Origin of the sequence: Neisseria iguanae, assembly GCF_003013245.1 — a bacterium.
Lineage (GTDB): Bacteria > Pseudomonadota > Gammaproteobacteria > Burkholderiales > Neisseriaceae > Neisseria > Neisseria iguanae.
This window is the reverse complement of the sequence record NZ_PXYY01000014.1, coordinates 1-17,420: the sequence shown is the minus strand read 5'-3', so window position 1 is coordinate 17,420 and position 17,420 is coordinate 1. Positions and strand designations below refer to the sequence as shown.

At 49.3% G+C, this 17,420-nt stretch carries 16 protein-coding genes and 1 pseudogene; 5 read left to right on the top strand and 12 right to left on the bottom strand.

The window, feature by feature from the left end; all coding sequences use genetic code 11:
- Positions 1 to 123 precede the first annotated feature (123 nt).
- The gene (locus C7N83_RS03855) at positions 124 to 567 is read left to right on the top strand and encodes a DUF4124 domain-containing protein (RefSeq protein ID WP_106740771.1); all 444 of its coding nucleotides are present in this window, start codon (positions 124 to 126) and stop codon (positions 565 to 567) included.
- A gap of 55 nt (positions 568 to 622) precedes the next feature.
- Here C7N83_RS03855 and C7N83_RS03850 read toward each other — a convergent pair whose 3' ends face one another.
- The 3 genes from C7N83_RS03850 to C7N83_RS03840 form a co-directional block, all read right to left on the bottom strand.
- Positions 623 to 1,954 carry an anaerobic C4-dicarboxylate transporter family protein gene (locus C7N83_RS03850; RefSeq protein WP_106740769.1) on the bottom strand — a complete coding sequence of 444 codons (1,332 nt, stop codon included), beginning with the start codon at positions 1,952 to 1,954 and terminating at the stop codon, positions 623 to 625.
- 260 nt (positions 1,955 to 2,214) lie between these two features.
- The gene (locus tag C7N83_RS03845) at positions 2,215 to 3,090 is read right to left on the bottom strand and encodes a DMT family transporter (protein ID WP_106740767.1); all 876 of its coding nucleotides are present in this window, start codon (positions 3,088 to 3,090) and stop codon (positions 2,215 to 2,217) included.
- 96 nt (positions 3,091 to 3,186) lie between these two features.
- On the bottom strand, positions 3,187 to 3,546 hold the full coding sequence (locus C7N83_RS03840; RefSeq protein ID WP_106740801.1) for a DUF4870 family protein: 360 nt from the start codon (positions 3,544 to 3,546) through the stop codon (positions 3,187 to 3,189).
- Between the two features lie 175 nt (positions 3,547 to 3,721).
- On the opposite strand from C7N83_RS03840, the gene C7N83_RS03835 reads away from it, so the two are divergent.
- Together C7N83_RS03835 and ygfZ are read left to right on the top strand one after the other, a co-directional pair.
- On the top strand, positions 3,722 to 4,078 hold the full coding sequence (locus C7N83_RS03835; protein ID WP_106740766.1) for a RidA family protein: 357 nt from the start codon (positions 3,722 to 3,724) through the stop codon (positions 4,076 to 4,078).
- A 263-nt stretch (positions 4,079 to 4,341) separates the two neighbouring features.
- Positions 4,342 to 5,202: a CAF17-like 4Fe-4S cluster assembly/insertion protein YgfZ gene (ygfZ, locus tag C7N83_RS03830; RefSeq protein WP_106740800.1), complete on the top strand. Its 861-nt coding sequence runs from the start codon at positions 4,342 to 4,344 to the stop codon at positions 5,200 to 5,202.
- A gap of 570 nt (positions 5,203 to 5,772) precedes the next feature.
- Here ygfZ and ubiE read toward each other — a convergent pair.
- From ubiE to C7N83_RS03805, 4 genes are all read right to left on the bottom strand, one after another.
- Positions 5,773 to 6,510, bottom strand: coding sequence for a bifunctional demethylmenaquinone methyltransferase/2-methoxy-6-polyprenyl-1,4-benzoquinol methylase UbiE (gene ubiE, locus C7N83_RS03820; protein WP_106740764.1), 738 nt, complete (start codon positions 6,508 to 6,510; stop codon positions 5,773 to 5,775).
- A 37-nt stretch (positions 6,511 to 6,547) separates the two neighbouring features.
- The gene (locus C7N83_RS03815; RefSeq protein WP_106740762.1) at positions 6,548 to 6,979 is read right to left on the bottom strand and encodes a gamma-butyrobetaine hydroxylase family protein; all 432 of its coding nucleotides are present in this window, start codon (positions 6,977 to 6,979) and stop codon (positions 6,548 to 6,550) included.
- Positions 6,976 to 7,218, bottom strand: a complete 243-nt coding sequence (locus tag C7N83_RS03810; protein ID WP_245911118.1) for a cytochrome b6 — start codon at positions 7,216 to 7,218, stop codon at positions 6,976 to 6,978. Before C7N83_RS03810 ends, C7N83_RS03815 begins: the two co-directional genes overlap by 4 nt.
- Before the next feature lie 120 nt (positions 7,219 to 7,338).
- Entirely contained in the window at positions 7,339 to 8,628 is a 1,290-nt protein-coding gene (locus C7N83_RS03805) for a CAP domain-containing protein (protein ID WP_106740760.1), read from the bottom strand.
- A gap of 414 nt (positions 8,629 to 9,042) precedes the next feature.
- Between C7N83_RS03805 and C7N83_RS03800 the strand changes: the two are divergent.
- Both C7N83_RS03800 and C7N83_RS14175 read left to right on the top strand, forming a co-directional pair.
- A pseudogene (locus tag C7N83_RS03800) lies at positions 9,043 to 9,692 on the top strand (IS1595 family transposase); the annotation flags it as partial.
- Positions 9,693 to 10,024: 332 nt separating this feature from the next.
- Positions 10,025 to 10,213, top strand: coding sequence for a hypothetical protein (locus C7N83_RS14175; RefSeq protein WP_211296568.1), 189 nt, complete (start codon positions 10,025 to 10,027; stop codon positions 10,211 to 10,213).
- Between the two features lie 49 nt (positions 10,214 to 10,262).
- On the opposite strand, the gene ilvD is transcribed toward C7N83_RS14175, so the two are convergent.
- The 5 genes from ilvD to C7N83_RS03775 all read right to left on the bottom strand — a co-directional run bounded on the left by ilvD (position 10,263) and on the right by C7N83_RS03775 (position 17,138).
- A complete protein-coding gene (ilvD, locus tag C7N83_RS03795) occupies positions 10,263 to 12,122 on the bottom strand; it encodes a dihydroxy-acid dehydratase (RefSeq protein WP_106740758.1) in 1,860 nt (619 codons plus the stop codon).
- Between the two features lie 375 nt (positions 12,123 to 12,497).
- Entirely contained in the window at positions 12,498 to 13,403 is a 906-nt protein-coding gene (gene hemF, locus C7N83_RS03790; RefSeq protein ID WP_106740756.1) for an oxygen-dependent coproporphyrinogen oxidase, read from the bottom strand.
- A gap of 117 nt (positions 13,404 to 13,520) precedes the next feature.
- Complete coding sequence (locus C7N83_RS03785; protein ID WP_106740755.1) at positions 13,521 to 14,063, bottom strand: C40 family peptidase; 543 nt, start codon at positions 14,061 to 14,063, stop codon at positions 13,521 to 13,523.
- Positions 14,064 to 14,091: 28 nt separating this feature from the next.
- Positions 14,092 to 15,624: a phospholipase D family protein gene (locus C7N83_RS03780; protein ID WP_106740753.1), complete on the bottom strand. Its 1,533-nt coding sequence runs from the start codon at positions 15,622 to 15,624 to the stop codon at positions 14,092 to 14,094.
- A gap of 128 nt (positions 15,625 to 15,752) precedes the next feature.
- The gene (locus tag C7N83_RS03775; RefSeq protein ID WP_106740752.1) at positions 15,753 to 17,138 is read right to left on the bottom strand and encodes an MFS transporter; all 1,386 of its coding nucleotides are present in this window, start codon (positions 17,136 to 17,138) and stop codon (positions 15,753 to 15,755) included.
- Positions 17,139 to 17,420: the final 282 nt, after the last annotated feature.

Genomic DNA, 17,420 nt, shown 5'->3' with positions numbered 1-17,420 from the left:
ATAATCTGCTGCAAAAAAGCACGTTGCAAGCTAAATTTTCTCTCTTTTTTATGACATTTTCTTTAAAAATCAAGTAAAATACCCAAAATAATTCAAAAATACCATTTTTACTGGAAAACTCCTATGAAAACGACTCTGACATATACCCTGCTGACCCTTTGCTTTTCGTTAACTGCCGCAGCAGCTTCGGCCGACAGCGTGTACGCATGGCGGAATACCAACGGTACCACCACTTATTCCGATGTGCCACACCGTCTGCAGCCGGCCCGCAGTAACACCATGAACATACGCACACACACGGTTTACCGGCCAATTAAAGCCGTTGCGTCCGAACAAACAGAAGGATCGGTTACCGAGCAGCAAAATCAGCTCAATCAAAAAATTACCGAAGTCAACAAACAGATTGAAGCGCAAAATCAGAAAATTGCCGAAGACAATCAAGCGATGAAAGACGACAACTGCAAAGCCGCCCGTCTCAACCGTAATTATGCCGAATCTGCCCGCACCAATAACCGTGAAGCTTTGAAACAACGCTACGATGCCGATATCAGTAAATATTGCAACTGATGTCATCAATTAACAAAGGCCGTCTGAAATGTTCAGACGGCCTTTTTATTTTCTATCACACAAACATTTTGGCAAACAGCAAACCAAAACTCAAGCAAAATGCCATGCTTAATAAACCCGGAATCATAAAGCTATGGTTGAAAATGAATTTGCCGATTTTGGTTGTGCCCGTGCTGTCGAAATCAATGGCTGCAATAATCGGGCCGTAATTCGGAATGAAAAAATAGCCGTTGACCGCCACGAATGTGCCCAAAATGATTTCAGTCGGAATACCCAAAGAAATCGCAATCGGGAACAAAGTCGCCACTGTGGCACCTTGGCTGTTAACCAATACCGATAACACAAACAAGGCAAATGCAAATGTCCACGGCGCAGCTTCGACCAAATGCGACACAGCTTCTTTCACTTCGTTCAAATGGCCGTGCATCAGCGTATCCCCCAACCATGCCACGCCGAAAATGGCAATCACGGCACGCATACCGGCATGAAATACCGAGCCACGCGTAATATCGTTGCCATTCGGTTTACACAACAAAATGATAAAAGCGGCCGTAGCCAACATCACAATCTCAATCGTGTGCGCCATGCCCATCGGTTTGGCTTCCTCACCAAAAACCGGACGCAATTCAGGCAACGCACCCATTAATACCACCAACACCGCCGCCAGTAGAAAAATGCCGACCGATAACTTCGCCTGCATGCTGACATTTAAATCTACATTTTCCGATTCATCTACTGCATGCGCTTTCACATAAGCCGGATCTTGCAGCAAGGTTTGGTAATTTGGGTCGTCTTTCAAATCTTTACCCAATTTATTGACGAACACACAAGCCAAGCCAATACCCAACACCGTCGCCGGCACGGTTACTTTCAATACACCGGCCATAGTGATGTGTTGCGGCTCTAAGTAAGTTACCGTTGCCACCACAGCCGCCGCAATCGGACTGGCCACAATGGCAAACTGCGAGGCGATAACCGCCATCGCCAGCGGACGCGACGGACGGATGCCGTTGCGGCGGCTTACTTCGGCAATTACAGGCAACACCGAATAAGCCACATGTCCTGTGCCTGCCAATACGGTAAACGTCCACGTCACCATCGGCGCGATAAAAGTGATGTACTTCGGATTTTTGTGCAGCACGCGTGTGGCGATTTTAATCATGTAATCCAAACCACCGCTGGCCTGCATGGCCGCCGCCGCCGACACCACCGCCATAATCATCAGCATCACGTCAATCGGCGGGCTGGTCGGTTCCATGCCGAAACCGAACGCCAACACCGCTAAACCGATACCGCCCATCACACCCAAGCCGATACCGCCAAGTCTTGCGCCAATTAAAATACACAGCAGCACAATGGCAAACTGGATAAAAAATATGCCAGACATACACACTCCGTTGTTTATTGATTTGTGAAAACGCTTTGCCGCTCAAATTTTATTAAGCGACTTTTTATTTATGAATAAATGATAAACGCAAAAAAGCCGGGCGAAAACACCGGCTATCGTCAATATTAATATTTTCAATCATACATGAATAAACAAAAATAAACAAATTCCTTACACCACATAAAACAAGGCTGCCTGAAAACTTAAGGAAACCAATAATTCCAATTTTGTTCTTTCAGACGGCCTCAGATTTTTTAAGCTTACATACCGACAAATCCGCGAATCTGTTCCCAATAAAACAAACACACAACCGCCACTAAGGCAACACTGATGCCGGCGGCGTTAATGCTGCTGATTTTTTCTTTGAATATCCACGCGCCGACCAATGCGCCCAATACAATCACACCCATGTTCATGCCGGCGAAGACCAGCGTCGGATTATCACTCATGGCCTGGTGCGCACTGATGTAGGTGGCGATATTCAGGAAATTCAAGCCGCCGAGCAAAATACCGCCGAGAATGCCCTCTTTGGTCCATTTCGTTCTTTTGGCGAAGAGATAGCCGAACATCAAAACTGCTGCCAAGCAAAACGCCACCAGCAGGTTTCCGGCGAAGGCTGTACCGCTTTTGGCGGTTTGTTTGAAAAGAATATCAATTACACCGTAACCTGCCCAAACACCCATCAGCAAACCGATTTGTGTGATGATGCTACCTGATTTTTTGCTGCCGTCGGCTTTCCACAGCAGACAAAACAGCGCGACAAACGCCAGCGCAATACCAATCAGACGGCCTTCGGTCAATTGTTCGCCGAAAATGACAAACGAAGCGGCAATCGGCAGAAACAACGACAACCGCTGCGCCGCATCCGATTTGACGATGCCGACACTATCGACTGCCTTACCCATAATCACGAACACACCGGGCAGCAATACACCCAACGCGGCAAACAGCCACCACGTCGGTAGAAAACCGGCCGGATTGCTTAAATCCGGTTTGAATACCAACACTGTCAGCGTAACTGCCACAATATAATTCACCGCGACAGCCTGCTCGATTTTGATTTTTTGTTTGCGCGCGACCTTCAGCAAAACCGACACCAACACGCTGCACACAATACTGGCGACAAGATAATACATTATTTTCCCTCTAATTTAACAAGTCAAAACAAACTTCAGACGGCCTCTATCACAAAAGGCCGTCTGAAAAAAAAAATGACTTTATGGAATGTGCGTTTACAGCCAACCGTCAGGCGATACGGGTTTGCCGTCATATAATTTCACAAAACCGGCAACTACACGGTAAATAAACCAAATACTCACCACAAACAGCAACACCAAGCCGATGCCGACGACCATGGTAATCGCGCCGATAAAATAGCCGGTGACACTGACCCAAAACGTTTTAATCAGATAACTGATGTGATGTTCGTACACCGTGCCGCGCATGTCACCGCGTTTCACATAAGCCATAATCACGCCGATAACGGACGAAAATGCCGTCAACGCCGACAGTGCATATAAGCCGTAAATCACCATCATGTAAGTGCGGCGGTTGTCCTTGACCGGCGGCCGAGAGGGAATGATGTCGTTCATATTTACCCCTGAAATTTGAATTTTGCTCATATTGATATTATAGTGAATCAAATTCAAGCTGAGACAAAACTGCCGGACGCAGACACTACGGGAGTACGGCAAGCAAGCTGACGCCGTCCCAACTTAAAGCTTATCCACTATACCATATATCACTTTCAAAATCAGGAGTTCTGACATGAGCGTTAAATATTTCGGCCAACACACCCGTTTATCCGAAGCCACTGCTGCTAACGGCTTTGTGTTTTTGTCCGGCATGGTGCCTGAAAACACCGAACAGGCTGATGCCAAAACACAAACCACCGATGTGTTGGCACAAATCGATTCATGGCTGCAACAATGCGGTTCAAGCAAACGGCATATTGCCGAAGCCACCGTTTACCTGGCCGACATCAACGATTATTCTGCGATGAACGAAGCATGGGATGCATGGGTCGATCCGCAACACTCCTCTGCCCGCGTCTGCGTTGAAGCAAAGCTGGCCAAGCAGGAATGGAAAGTCGAAATCAAAGTCTCTGCCGTTCAAATCAAATAACACGAGGCCGTCTGAAAATATATGCCAATTATATTTTTCAGACGGCCTCAGATTCTTGCAAAACCCTAGCTTTGAGTGCCGTTCGCAGCAGCATCACAGAACGCGCAGGCATATCACCCGGATAGACAAACGTTCGAAAAACACCGCTCGAAGAAATACGCTAAAGACAAAGCACAGGTTTCAGCCTTTATTTTCATGACAACGGCCCAATATTGTTTTTATTGCAAACCCTGTTTCTGATTATTTACCAAGGAATGCCCACCATGCAAACCCGCCTGCCTTTCTTCGGCGTTGTCCGCGCCAGCGGTGACGACCGTGCCGATTTTCTGCACAACCAAATGTCAAACGATATTCGAAACCTGCAAGTCGGCCAAGCCTGCTACGCCACTTACAACACACCCAAAGGCCGCGTGTTGGCCAATATGATTGTACTCAACCGTGGCAGCGATTTACTGCTGGTGATGGCGCAAGATTTGATCGAAACCATCATTAAAAAATTGCGCATGTATGTGTTGCGTGCCAAAGTAGTGTTCGAGCCTTTAAACGATTTTGCCGTGGCCGGAGAATTGGATGATAGGGCGCAAGCCGTGATTTCTGCCGAGCCGGCCTTGGCTTTCGAAGCGGAAAATCAAAACGGTATTTGGTGTATTATCTTGCCGCACACAGGCCGTCTGAAAGTCGGTTTGGCAGGCGAATTGCCGCCGTACGACGCAGCCGCGGAAAACGCTTGGAACCTGCACGAAATCCGCAGCGGCTATGCTTGGATTTCTGCCGCCACCAAAGAAACCGCCGTGGCACAAATGCTCAACCAACACATCATCGGCGGCGTGCATTTCCGCAAAGGCTGTTATCCGGGTCAGGAAATCATCGCCCGCGCCCAATACCGTGGCCAAGTAAAACGCGGCTTGGCCGTGTTGCGCAGCGACTCGTTGGCAGCGGCAGGCATCGCCGTGCAGGTTGGCGGCGAAGAAGCCGGACAAATCATCAATACCGCCGCCACCGACAATGGCAGCCTGAGCTTGGCGGTAATCAAATTCTCCGCCGCCGATGCCGCATTGACCGATGCCGGCAACAATGCGCTAAAACAAGAACATTTATTTTTTACCGCTGCGCCAAAAGAATAAAACACCACCATAAAGAAAGGCCGTCTGAAAACCTGAACTGTCCCCCCAATCCTTGGGCAAGTTAAGAATGTTTCTCAAACAGCCTTTTCAAGCCGGGTTCTGCAGGCAACGGGGCTCAGCTTTTTTAAGTCCAGACTCAAGCGTTCATGATTGCAGTATGTAATCATTTATGATTGTTGCCGGCCCCGCCGCCGGCAGCGCACCTTCTTCATCAAAGCTTTCCGTTTTCAGGGGTAAGTAACAAAAAAGGTGATGAAAATTGCTGAAAGCCTTATTCTGTAAGGTTTTTAGAGGTTGAATACCCGTGACTGCAAAGGAAACCACATTCATTGGCATTGGTGACACCGATTTTGCAGTGCGGCGGCGCAGATGTGTGCGTGAGGCTTTGAAGCGCTCTGCCGGCTGTGCACTTGGTGGTGATAATGGGGTAGGTCCCGGTATTTGAAGTCCGGTGTATATTCGGACATAAGAAAACCGCACCTTTTTAGTTGGAAGGGGTGTCCGACTTTTTGGGGTGCAGTTCAATGTTTTTCAGACGGCCTTGATTGGTTGAATGAAACAGACTCACAATTAGAATTTCACGCCTTTGTGTAAAGCCACAATACCTGCGCTCATGTTGTGGTAATCCACGCTGTCGAAACCGGCATCGAGCATCATTTGCTTCAGCGTTTCCTGATCCGGGTGCATACGGATAGATTCGGCCAAATATTGGTAGCTGTCGGCATCTTTAGCAATCAGTTTGCCCATCATCGGCAGCAATTTAAACGAATACAAATCGTATGCGCCTGATAATGGCTTGTAAACCTTAGAAAATTCCAATACCAAAAGCGTCCCGCCTGGCTTCAACACGCGGTACATTTCTTTCAGTGCGGCATCTTTGTGCGTCATGTTGCGCAAACCGAAGGCCACCGAAACCAGATTGAAATAGTTATCCGGAAACGGTAATTTTTCCGCATCGGCCAGCGATACCGGCAAAATCAAGCCTTCGTTGAGCAGGCGGTCGCGACCGACAGTGAGCATTGATGAATTGATGTCGGTCAGCCACACTTCGCCTTCTTTGCCCACGCGTTTTGCCCAGCCGCGCGACAAATCGCCCGTCCCACCGGCGATGTCTAATACTTTACCGCCTTTTTTCAAACGTGCCGTATTGATGGTGAAATGCTTCCACACACGGTGCAAACCGCCCGACATCACGTCATTCATGATGTCGTAGTTTTTCGCTACCGAATGGAACACTTCGGCAACTTTGCCGGCTTTTTCATCTTCATCGACGGTTGAAAAACCGAAGTGGGTTTTGTGGTCGCTCATAATCTGCTTTCTTCAATGGAATAGGTTGTGACAATGCTTAATGGCTGCAACCGCAACTGCCGCCGCCACACGAATGGCCACCCTTGGCCTGCGCCGCTGAATCTTCGGCAGTCGGAATTCGTGATGCGCCGGCCAATTCAATGCGGCGCAAATAATCGGCCCACATTTCGTCATATTGGTAAGCCAATTTGTGTAAATACGGCCAATCGTACAAACCGCTGTCGTGGCCGTCTGAAAAAGTAATTTTCAGCGCATAGCGGCCGACCGGCTCTAAGCCCATAATGGTGACATCGGCTTTGCCGGTCTGCAAAATTTCCTGCCCCAGTGCATGGCCGCGCACTTCGGCGCTCGGCGAATACACGCGTAAAAATTCGGCCGACAGGCTTTTATCTTCGCCATGGTAAACCAAAGTCATGACAGCGCGGCCGTTTTGCAGGCGGATTTCTTCAGGGATTTGGTGTTCACTCATTTAATTACTTTCGCACTGTTTTTGCACAGCACAGCCACTCTGATGGAAAAAAATACCGCCCAAAACAGCAAACAGCACCAGCGCATACAAGGAAACGCGTATGGCATGACTTGATGGTTCATGTTTAAGCCCACAGGCGCAACCATTAACAGGACAAACACCAAAAACGTCAACATCATCAATGCAATACACACAAACGCATAACGCGTATCGGCTTGAATTTCCGGATGGGTCATCATGGCAGCAGATGGAATGAAAGTGATATTTTAACAGCTTTCCAGTTAAATTTCGATAATCCTTAAACGGCTTTCAAACAATTGATCAGGCCGTCTGAAAAGCTTTCAGACAGCCTGAAAAATTTAGGAAGATACATAAAGCATTAAGGCCTTATCACGCTCTCCTTCAAACATCAGCCGAACATCACCACCTGCCACGCCGCTCACACGCAGCAGCAAGCCGCCGATTTGCCGTTCCAATACCTCCAATTTTGCCCCGCCGCGCTGTTGGTACACCAATTGAGGACAGGTTTTCAAGCACCAACGGTTTTGCCAATGGATAAAATATTTTTCACCTGATTTGAGTGATAATTTCTCGCCGCCTTTGACGATAAAATACGGATAATCCGGTTTTTTGGTGCGGAACGTCCACTCCGCACGCTCCGGTTTGCCTTTACGCCCAAATGTAAACACCGCCCGATACAGCGTATCGTATTCCAAAGGTTGCATGGGAAAAAGCGCAAATTGCTGCTCGCTGAACTGTCGGTTGGGGTCATTGTGTTTGGTCAACACCCGTTTATGGGTGATTTCTTTATTACCTCGATACAATTTAAACGAACGCATTTCTACGCGCCCTGCTTGTTCGGAAAAAGCAATGCTCACCGGATTGCCGGTAAACTCATGCCCCGGCATCGGATCCGGCCGCTCGCCTTGAAAATCGGGCATGGCAAAATGTCCCATCGGATAAACCGTATATAAAAGCCCGCGACGGTTTTGCACTTCATCGGCATACACCACCGCACCGTTATGACATGATTGCTTGTAATAGTGACGGTTCGGCCTGGCTTTCAGACGGCCTAAACCGCACAACCGGTTAAATCCCTTATCCCCTTGATTCACCACCAAAGCAGTATGATTGCGTCCGCTTTCATAAGCCACACCGGCTTCGTTAATGCTTTGCTCCAACAAAGAAAAGCGGTGATAAACCGCCGTCATCAAGCCGTCAAGCTGCTGATGCACGGCAAATTCAGTCGCCCTATCCGTATCTTGAAAGCGGCTGCTGGTACTGACATTTTCATGCACACCATCATACACATAACCCACGCGCTTTGCCCGTTCAGACGGACTGTTGCCGGTAAAATAACGACTGGCGCGATTACGTTCATCATGGCCGTCGTCGGGATTTTCGGTCAAATACAGTGCATGATTGCGGGCTGATTGTTCCAAAATGACCGAATATGCCAAGGGCTGCAATCCCGCCGTTTCACGAAGAAAGTTCAAATAACCCAAACCGTCCAACCCGGCCACTGCCGACCGATCCTGTGGCGCACTCGGCCGCATCAATTGCCCAAGCACGATTTTGTGGGATTGCTGGTATTGGAACAAGGCGAAAACAGCGGCAAACAGGCTGAGCCAAAGAATCAGAGATTTCATGGTTTCGTTCCAGACAGCCTTAAATTACAGAAAATTCCAGCGTTGTTCCAATTTTTTTTCCTTGAAGATTTATTTGGGGACTTCTACGCGTCGTCAAGAATGCCGAAAGGCACGGCAACACCGCACACATACTCGGAAATCCTACAACGATCGTTTCGGCAAAACAAAAGCTGTTTCCAGACAACCCGACCTTTTCCGACACCTAATGAAGCAGTTGGCCATTTTCTTATAAGTTTGGATAAATACTATTTTATATTAAACATAAATACAAGGCCGGAACCTTTGCCAAACCCGGAAACCGGCTGCAATCCGAGTCCGTCATTACCGCGCAGACAGGAATCCGGACCTGTCTGCTTCAGCAGTATTTAAAATTTGGGGCTGACACAGATGAGCAGTCGGGTTATACATTAAAAAATGAAGGTAACTTATTGCAAACTAAGAAAATCTACACGGAGCAAACCTACACGGAAAAAATTCTTCAATTTTCTGTATCGGAAGTAACGGCCCGTGCAGCTGCCGGTATACCTGGTATCCGGCCTGATTCCGCCCTGTTGTTTTACCGTAAAATCCGCCAAGCCATCGCTTACCGTTCAGAACTTCGGGCAGATGAAATTTTTGATGGCCCGGTTGAATCAGACGGGGGTTGTTTTGGCAGGCAGTGCAAAGGCAAACGCGGTCGGGGTGTTACAGGTAAAGTGGCTGTTTTTGGCATTCTAAAACGACAGGGTAAGGTTTAACCGTTGTCGTTAAAGATAACTTTATGCCGGTTATTAAATGAAAACCATTGCCTGACGGCATTGTTTATCCCGATTCCTGCAAAAGCCGTGATGTGTTTGATGTGGGTGAACCCATTTATCACCGTACCAGTCACTGTACGCATTTTGTAGGGCGGCAAAACCACATTGACGGGATGGAAAACTTTTGAGACCGGGCAAAGCGCATGCTACAGAAATAGAATGGAATTGACCGGAAATCTTTTCCATTATTCCGGAAAGAATGCGGGTTTCGTTTTAACTTTGGCGCACCATAAAGGGCAGCTTAAAATTTTGCGAATTTGGGTCGGTTTTACACGCTGCGCCGGTAAAACCGGCCAGCACAGCAAGGTTGGACACTTTGCGCTCATTTCCAATACGGCAGACAAGTTTTCATGCCGAAAAGATGTCGCATGGTGAAATGAAGACATGCCCTAATATCCTGAAAAATTTTAGGAGCTGACGTAGATTAGCCTTAAATACCGCCCTCTTTGAGTATCGCCTTGCATCCGCGCTTTTCTGCTCAAAAAATACGCGACGCCGACTAAATGAAGACACGCCCCAGTGTTTCAGCTTCCTGTCTGCGCGGGAATGACCGATATAGATTTGTGTTTTTACAAAAGTTCGAGCCGTCTGAATACGAAATGCTTCTTTCAGACGGCCTTGAGTTTAAACCGGTTTCGTTTTACGGCTACTCTCGGAATGTTTCAGGATGGTTCTTTCAATACCCGGCCGCCACAAAACCACCGCCTGTCAAAATCACCGGAACAATGGCCAAAGCAATCATGGCAGTGGCGGATTTATCCATGACATTCTTCCGTCAGGCCGTCTGAACAATTGGGTATGTTTCAGACGGCCGGCCTGCGCAAAAGTTTCCGATGATCAGCGTTCAATTTGCATCACATCACGCACGGCGCCTTTGTCAGCCGAAGTCGCCATCAGGCCGTAAGCGCGCAATGCTTGGGAAACGTAGCGGTCACGGTTGGCCGGTTTCCATGCCCGGCTGCCGCGGCTTTCCATTTCGGTGCGGCGTGCGGCCAGCTCTTCATCGGAAACCATCAGGTTGATACTGCGGTTCGGGATGTCGATTTCGATGGTGTCACCTTCGGCCACCAAACCAATCGCGCCACCTTCTGCCGCTTCCGGCGAAGCATGGCCGATGCTCAAACCGGAGGTGCCCCCGGAGAAGCGGCCGTCGGTCAGCAAGGCGCAGGCTTTGCCCAAGCCTTTTGATTTCAAATAAGAAGTCGGATACAGCATTTCCTGCATGCCCGGGCCGCCTTTCGGGCCTTCGTAGCGGATGATGACAATGTCGCCGGCTATGATTTCATTGGCTAAAATGCTTTCTACCGCAGCGTCTTGGCTCTCAAACACGCGCGCGCGACCGGTAAATTTCAGAATACTCTCGTCCACACCGGCGGTTTTCACCACGCAGCCGCGTTCGGCGATGTTGCCGAACAACACGGCCAAGCCGCCGTCTTGCGAATAGGCATTCTCCACGCTGCGGATACAGCCGTTTTTACGGTCGAGGTCGAGCGTTTTCCACATGCGGTTTTGCGAGAAGGCTTGTGTGGTACGCATACCCCCAGGCGCGGCTTTGAAGCGCCCGATGGCTTCGGTATTATCCGGATTGGTCACGTCCCATTTGGCAATCGCTTCTTTCAAAGTCGGCGCGTGAATGGTTGGGATGTCGGTATGCAGTTTGCCGGCTTTTTCCAGCTCTTTCAAAATGCCGAAAATACCGCCTGCGCGGTGCACGTCTTCCATGTAGTAGTCATGGTTGTTCGGTGCGGTTTTGCAGATGCACGGCACAACACGGCTCAAACGGTCGATGTCGGCCATTTTGAAATCGACACCGGCTTCATTCGCGACAGCCAGCAGATGCAAAATGGTGTTGGTCGAGCCGCCCATGGCGATGTCCATGGTCATGGCGTTTTCAAAGGCTTTTTGGCTGGCAATGCTGCGCGGCAACACAGATTCGTCGTTTTGCTCGTAGTAGCGGCGGGTAATCTCAACAATCAGACGGCCTGCTTCAAGGAACAAGTCTTTGCGTCCGACGTGGGTTGCCAGATAAGAACCGTTGCCCGGCAGTGACAAACCCAGGGCTTCGGTCAGGCAGTTCATCGAATTGGCGGTAAACATGCCGGAACATGAACCGCAAGTCGGGCAGGCATTTTGTTCGACTTCTTGAATCTGTGCATCGGAAACATCATCGTCGGCCGCTTCAATCATGGCGTCAACCAAGTCCAAACGGCGTTCATCAGCAATATTAATGGCGACGGTGACTTTACCTGCTTCCATCGGGCCGCCGGAAACGAAAATGGTCGGAATGTTCAAACGCATGGCCGCCATCAGCATGCCCGGAGTGATTTTATCGCAGTTGGAAATACACACCAGCGCATCGGCGCAGTGGGCATTGACCATGTATTCGATGGAGTCGGCAATCAAATCACGGCTCGGCAGACTGTACAACATGCCGTTGTGGCCCATGGCGATGCCGTCGTCCACCGCGATGGTGTTGAATTCTTTGGCAATCGCGCCGGCTTTTTCGATTTCACGGGCAACCAATTGCCCCATATTGTGCAAGTGCACGTGGCCCGGTACGAATTGGGTAAACGAGTTGGCAATAGCGATAATCGGCTTGCCGAAATCGGAATCGGCTACACCGGTGGCACGCCACAATGCGCGCGCGCCGGCCATATTGCGGCCGTGAGTGGAGGTTTTGGAGCGGTAGTCCGGCATATTGTATTCCTTTTTTGGGTTTGGACTTGGGCAGCCGTACATAAATAATGGCAACCCGGCTTGGGCCGTCTGAGAAAATTGCGGTATTATATCAAGCGAAAAGAAAGCTGTTATTTTATACCAATTATTCGTACATCAAAATCTTAATGCGCCGTAAAATAACCAGCCTGCCCTATTATGATGAGTTTGTTATACCTGAATTTGCTTCTTGTAAATTACTTTAAACCAAGGCCTGCGTAAAATTTGGGAAGCAGCTGCAATCCAAACCCGTTATTCCCCACACAGGTAGAAATCCAAGCCTATCCGTCCCAGCAATTTTTTCAAAAGTCTCAGGCTGCTTGATAAGCAGCATATGATTTTCAGACAGCCTGGGTGTTATTTCAATTCGCCCAACCAATCACGCGATGTCAAAAATTCGCTCAAACGCGCTTCGGCGCTGCCTTCTTCCGGCTGATACTGGTATTCGAAACGTACCAACGGTGGCATCGACATCAAAATGCTTTCAGTGCGGCCACCGCTTTGCAGACCGAAAAGCGTGCCTCTATCCCAAACCAGATTAAACTCAACATAACGGCCACGGCGGTAAAGCTGGAAGTGGCGTTCGCGCTCGCCGTATCCGGTATGTTTTCGTTTGGCAACAATCGGTTGATAGGCTTCGACATAACCTTCGCCAACTGCTTTGATGAAATTCAGGCAGGTGTCGAAATCCCAACGGTTTAAGTCATCGAAAAACAAGCCGCCTACGCCGCGGGTTTCGCCACGATGCTTGAGATAAAAGTAATCGTCACACCATTTTTTGTATTCGGGATAAACTTCTGCGCCAAATGGGCGGCACAGGTTTTCCGCTACGGTATGCCAGTGCAAGATGTCTTCTTCAAACGGATAAAATGGCGTGAGGTCGAAGCCGCCGCCAAACCACCACACCGGCGTTTGATTTTCAGGATAGGAAATGAAAAAGCGCACATTGGCATGGCTGGTCGGCACATACGGGTTTTTCGGATGAATCACCAGCGACACTCCCGTGGCTTCGAATGCGGCGCCGGCCAATTCGGGGCGGTGTGCCGTGGCAGAAGCAGGCATTTTTCCACCTTTGACATGGGAAAAATTCACACCGGCCTGTTCGAAAACCGCGCCGTTTTTCAACACGCGCGATTCACCTTTGCCCAGTGCCCCCACCCATTCGTCGCGAACAAACACCGCGCAGCCGTCTTCGGCTTCAAGCGCGGTGCTGATGTGGTTTTGCAGGTTTTTCAATACGGTTAACACGGCTTCGGTGTGCATGATACTTCCTTATTTTCATTAGGGTTGAGGCCGTCTGAAAGGTTTCAGACGGCCTTGGTTTTGTATGGTGGTGTTGAGAATAACAGCAACGCCGTAACGCTAATCGTTCAGACGGCCTCAACGAGTAAAAAACGTATGCGCGCCCAAATAGTTTTTGGCATAAAACGGTTTGGCCAGCTTTTCGGTTTGAATCGTTTTACCGCTGCTTGGCGCGTGGATAAATTCGCCGTTGCCGATGTAGATGCCGACATGGGAATATTTGGTGCGCTTGCTGGTGTTGAAAAACACCAAATCACCCGGTTTCAACTGACTGTCGGGGATTTTGCGCGAAGCGGCGGCCATGTCGCGGGCGGTACGCGGCAAGTTGACGCCGAGTGCGTTTTTATAGATGTATTGAATCATACCGCTGCAATCGAAACCGGTGTCCGTGCTGCTGCCGCCCCATTTGTAAGGCGTGCCGACCAAGCCCATGCTCTGAATCATGATTTCTTGCGAACCGTGAGCCCGGTCGATGTGGCTGATGCGCACAGGCTGGATTTTGCGCACTGGCCCGTGTTTGGCGGTTTTGACGGCTTTTTTTGATTTTTTGGCAGCGGTACCGCACGAAGCCAGTATGGCCACACTCACGGCTAAAAATATGGCTTTCCAAATCGATTTCATTGCTTTTCCTTTCGTTTTTCAGGCGGTCTCACAGCAAACTTTCAATCGGCAGAAACGACAATATGCGCGCGGTCATACGTTTCCAGAAGCCTGCTTCCGGCTCTTTGCTGTAGGTTTTGCCGTCTTCGGGGTTATACCAATGCAGCTTGTGGAATTTGTTCATTGTCACTTTATAAGCATATTTCGGCGTGGTTTCAACCAAACTGCGCTGCATCATGCCGGCTACTTCCGGGCTTTCAATAACCACACCCATTTCGGTATTCAAGCGTGCGGAGCGCGGGTCAAGATTAAACGAGCCGATAAACACGCGCCGGGCATCGACGATAAAGGTCTTGGCATGCAAGCTGGTGGCCGAGCTGCCGGTCAGGCCGCGGTCTTTGGTTTTCGGTACGGCATGGTTGGGCTGTAATTCGTAAAGATTTACACCGGCCTTAAGCAAAGGCTTGCGGTATTTGACATAACCGGAATGCACTGCCGCCACATCGGTCGCCTGTAGAGAATTGGTCAAGACATTGACATCAATGCCTTCTTTCGCCATTTGCGATAAGGCTTCCGTGCCGCTTTTGGTCGGCACGAAATAAGGCGAAACCAGATAAATACTTTCTTGCGGTTTCTGCAACGCATCAAACAAACGTTGGCTAATCGGCTGTTTGGAGCGGTCGCGGTTCAAGCCTTTGGCCGGATCATCGCTGATGAGACGGGTATGCACGTTAAACCATTCGATGCTATTTTCCTGCATCAACTTGAAAAGCCTTGAGTTTTCAACTTCTTTTCGGTATTTGACCAACATTTCATTGCTGCCTGAGCGATCATATTCCAGCTCCTGATAGCCTTTTTCGATGCTGCCTTTTTTAATCACGCTGGTAGCGTTGTAGGAAGAATTGCTCGCCCAATAGCGGTCGAAATCTTTAGATACTTCCGTTACTACCGACCCCGTGGCCAAAATATCCAAATCGGCAAACACGGTATCTTCCCTGACTTGGAAATACTCGTCGCCAATGTTTCTCCCGCCGAGAATGGTGGCCCGATTGTCAGCGGTGAGTGATTTATTGTGCATGCGGCGGTTCAGGCGCGGAAAATCGGTGAGATAGCCTAAAGCACGCCATTTGCGCATCAAAAACGGATTAAACAGACGGATTTCGATGTTCGGGTGGCTGTCAAGCGCGAGCAAGACATTATCCAAGCCGTTGGTATTGTTATCGTCCAGCAGCAGGCGCACGCGCACCCCTCGCTCGGCGGCACGGTGAAGCAAATTAAACAGCAAACGGCCGGAAATATCGTTGTGCCAAATATAATATTGCAGATCCAAGCTGACATCGGCCGATTCAATCAAGGCCGCGCGTGCCACAAAGGCTTCATGTGCATCATTCAACAAATAGATCCCTGAAGTTTCCGGATCATCGCCAATCTCGCCTTGTTGCGACGGTTTTAAAATCGCTTCCAAGCGTGGTGCGGAATCCACTTCTATATACCGGCTTTCTGTTCTATCGTCCAAAGACGGTAGGGCGGCGCAGCCTGCAAAAAATACCGGTAACACGTATGTTAAATATCTCGTCTTCATTGGGGTGGTGGGTTTCAGACGGCCTTTTGAAAAGCCGCCTATAACATAAATTGCAGGCTTTTTCTTTCATGCCGTCTGCAAAAATGAATTTAAATTGTTGCCTGATGCATTTTACCTGATTTTTATTGCTAATTTGTAAGATTTTGGCCGTCTGAAACATGTAATCGGTTGAAAATCAGGCTGGAAATCAGGGTAATCAAACCGGCACCGACAAAAGTAAACCGAAACGCCGCATGCAAATCGGCCTGCCCTATGCTGCTTTTGGTCCAAACTTGCAGCATCAATGCACCCACCGCAATGCCCAAGCTGATGGCCAATTGCTGGTTTACCGCCATCAGGCTGTTGCCGCTGCCGGTTTGGTAGCCGCGCAAATCGGCAATAGTGAGTGTGGTCATCGATGAAAACTGAATTGAGTTGCACGTACCCATCAGCAGCAATAATGCCACCCAAACCGCCATCGGCGCATGTTCGCCCGGTATGGACAACAGCATGATCAACACACCCAAAATGCGCGTGTTCCAAATCAGTACATTACGATAACCAAAGCGCGCCATAATCGGCTTGATGACCGGCTTCACCAACAATGAAGCCAGCGCAACCGGTGCGATCAACCAGCCCGACAAGCTGGCGCTGTAACCGAATGCCACCTGAAACAACAAAGGCAGCAAAAACGGCACAGAGCTAATCCCCAAGCGGCTGAGTAAGTTGCCCGTCAAACCTAAGCGAAACGTACGCACTTTGAACAAATGCCCGGCATAAATCGGATTCGGTGCGGTTTTCGCATGACGGTAATAAAGCCACATCAACACTGCACTGCTTGCCGCCAGCAAAAGCGAAAACGGCGCGGCATTGTCGTGGAAAACGATTTCCACCGATAAAGTCAGCGCACAGGCCGCGGCGGCAAACATCAGAAAACCACCCAAATCCAAAGCTGCTTCTCCGCCTTTGACATTCGGCATGATTTTCCGGCCGACAATCAAACCGATAAAACCGATAGGCAGGTTCAGCAGAAAAATCCAATGCCAAGAAGCATATTCCACCAAATAGCCACCCAGCAAAGGCCCCAACACCGGACCGATTAAAGCCGGCATCACCGCATAGTTAAATGCATTGAGCAATTGTGATTTTTCATACACCCGCAACATCGTCAAACGCGGCACCGACACCAGCATCGAACTGCCAATGCCCTGCACTGCCCGCGCCAATACCAGCATCGGCAAATTCGGTGCTGCCGCACACAATAACGACCCGAACATAAACATCGAAATCGAACCGAGAAACACGCTTTTGGTACCGAAACGGTCAACCAGATAGCCACTCAACGGAATCAACAGTGCCACGGTCAAGGTATAAACAATCACCGCTATCTGCATGTTGAGCGGTGATTCGTTTAAATCTCCAGCAATCTTCGGCAAAGCAGTATTCAGAATCGTGACATCCAGCATCTGCATAAAAATGGCAATGGCCATCAGCAACGGCAGCCAACGGGAGGGCTTGACGGCATGTGTCATCATGATTCGGCTTAAATATTTCTTTTCATTAATACCAAGTATTGTACCTGGATTTGAAGTTGGCTGGGGTCTCAAGGCCGTCTGAACAGGGCAATCACATGAAGCAAATCATGGCATAATGCCCGTATGAACCCACTTATCGCCATCTCCGCCAATATCAAAGACCCGCGGCAGCACGGCAAAATCAAACATAATCTTTCCGAAAGGCCGGCCGTAGCCGCCATACTAAGCAGTGCAAACAATTGCGCCGAAATCGAAAAGTATGGGGCGGATACAAACCCGAAT

Excerpts from the sequence above, each read along its gene's own strand:
- C7N83_RS03855 (WP_106740771.1), top strand. The coding sequence starts at position 124 with ATGAAAACGACTCTGACATATACCCTGCTGACCCTTTGCTTTTCGTTA.
- C7N83_RS03850 (WP_106740769.1), bottom strand. The coding sequence starts at position 1,954 with ATGTCTGGCATATTTTTTATCCAGTTTGCCATTGTGCTGCTGTGTATT.
- C7N83_RS03845 (WP_106740767.1), bottom strand. The coding sequence starts at position 3,090 with ATGTATTATCTTGTCGCCAGTATTGTGTGCAGCGTGTTGGTGTCGGTT.
- C7N83_RS03840 (WP_106740801.1), bottom strand. The coding sequence starts at position 3,546 with ATGAACGACATCATTCCCTCTCGGCCGCCGGTCAAGGACAACCGCCGC.
- C7N83_RS03835 (WP_106740766.1), top strand. The coding sequence starts at position 3,722 with ATGAGCGTTAAATATTTCGGCCAACACACCCGTTTATCCGAAGCCACT.
- ygfZ (WP_106740800.1), top strand. The coding sequence starts at position 4,342 with ATGCAAACCCGCCTGCCTTTCTTCGGCGTTGTCCGCGCCAGCGGTGAC.
- ubiE (WP_106740764.1), bottom strand. The coding sequence starts at position 6,510 with ATGAGCGACCACAAAACCCACTTCGGTTTTTCAACCGTCGATGAAGAT.
- C7N83_RS03815 (WP_106740762.1), bottom strand. The coding sequence starts at position 6,979 with ATGAGTGAACACCAAATCCCTGAAGAAATCCGCCTGCAAAACGGCCGC.
- C7N83_RS03810 (WP_245911118.1), bottom strand. The coding sequence starts at position 7,218 with ATGATGACCCATCCGGAAATTCAAGCCGATACGCGTTATGCGTTTGTG.
- C7N83_RS03805 (WP_106740760.1), bottom strand. The coding sequence starts at position 8,628 with ATGAAATCTCTGATTCTTTGGCTCAGCCTGTTTGCCGCTGTTTTCGCC.
- C7N83_RS14175 (WP_211296568.1), top strand. The coding sequence starts at position 10,025 with ATGCTTCTTTCAGACGGCCTTGAGTTTAAACCGGTTTCGTTTTACGGC.
- ilvD (WP_106740758.1), bottom strand. The coding sequence starts at position 12,122 with ATGCCGGACTACCGCTCCAAAACCTCCACTCACGGCCGCAATATGGCC.
- hemF (WP_106740756.1), bottom strand. The coding sequence starts at position 13,403 with ATGCACACCGAAGCCGTGTTAACCGTATTGAAAAACCTGCAAAACCAC.
- C7N83_RS03785 (WP_106740755.1), bottom strand. The coding sequence starts at position 14,063 with ATGAAATCGATTTGGAAAGCCATATTTTTAGCCGTGAGTGTGGCCATA.
- C7N83_RS03780 (WP_106740753.1), bottom strand. The coding sequence starts at position 15,624 with ATGAAGACGAGATATTTAACATACGTGTTACCGGTATTTTTTGCAGGC.
- C7N83_RS03775 (WP_106740752.1), bottom strand. The coding sequence starts at position 17,138 with ATGATGACACATGCCGTCAAGCCCTCCCGTTGGCTGCCGTTGCTGATG.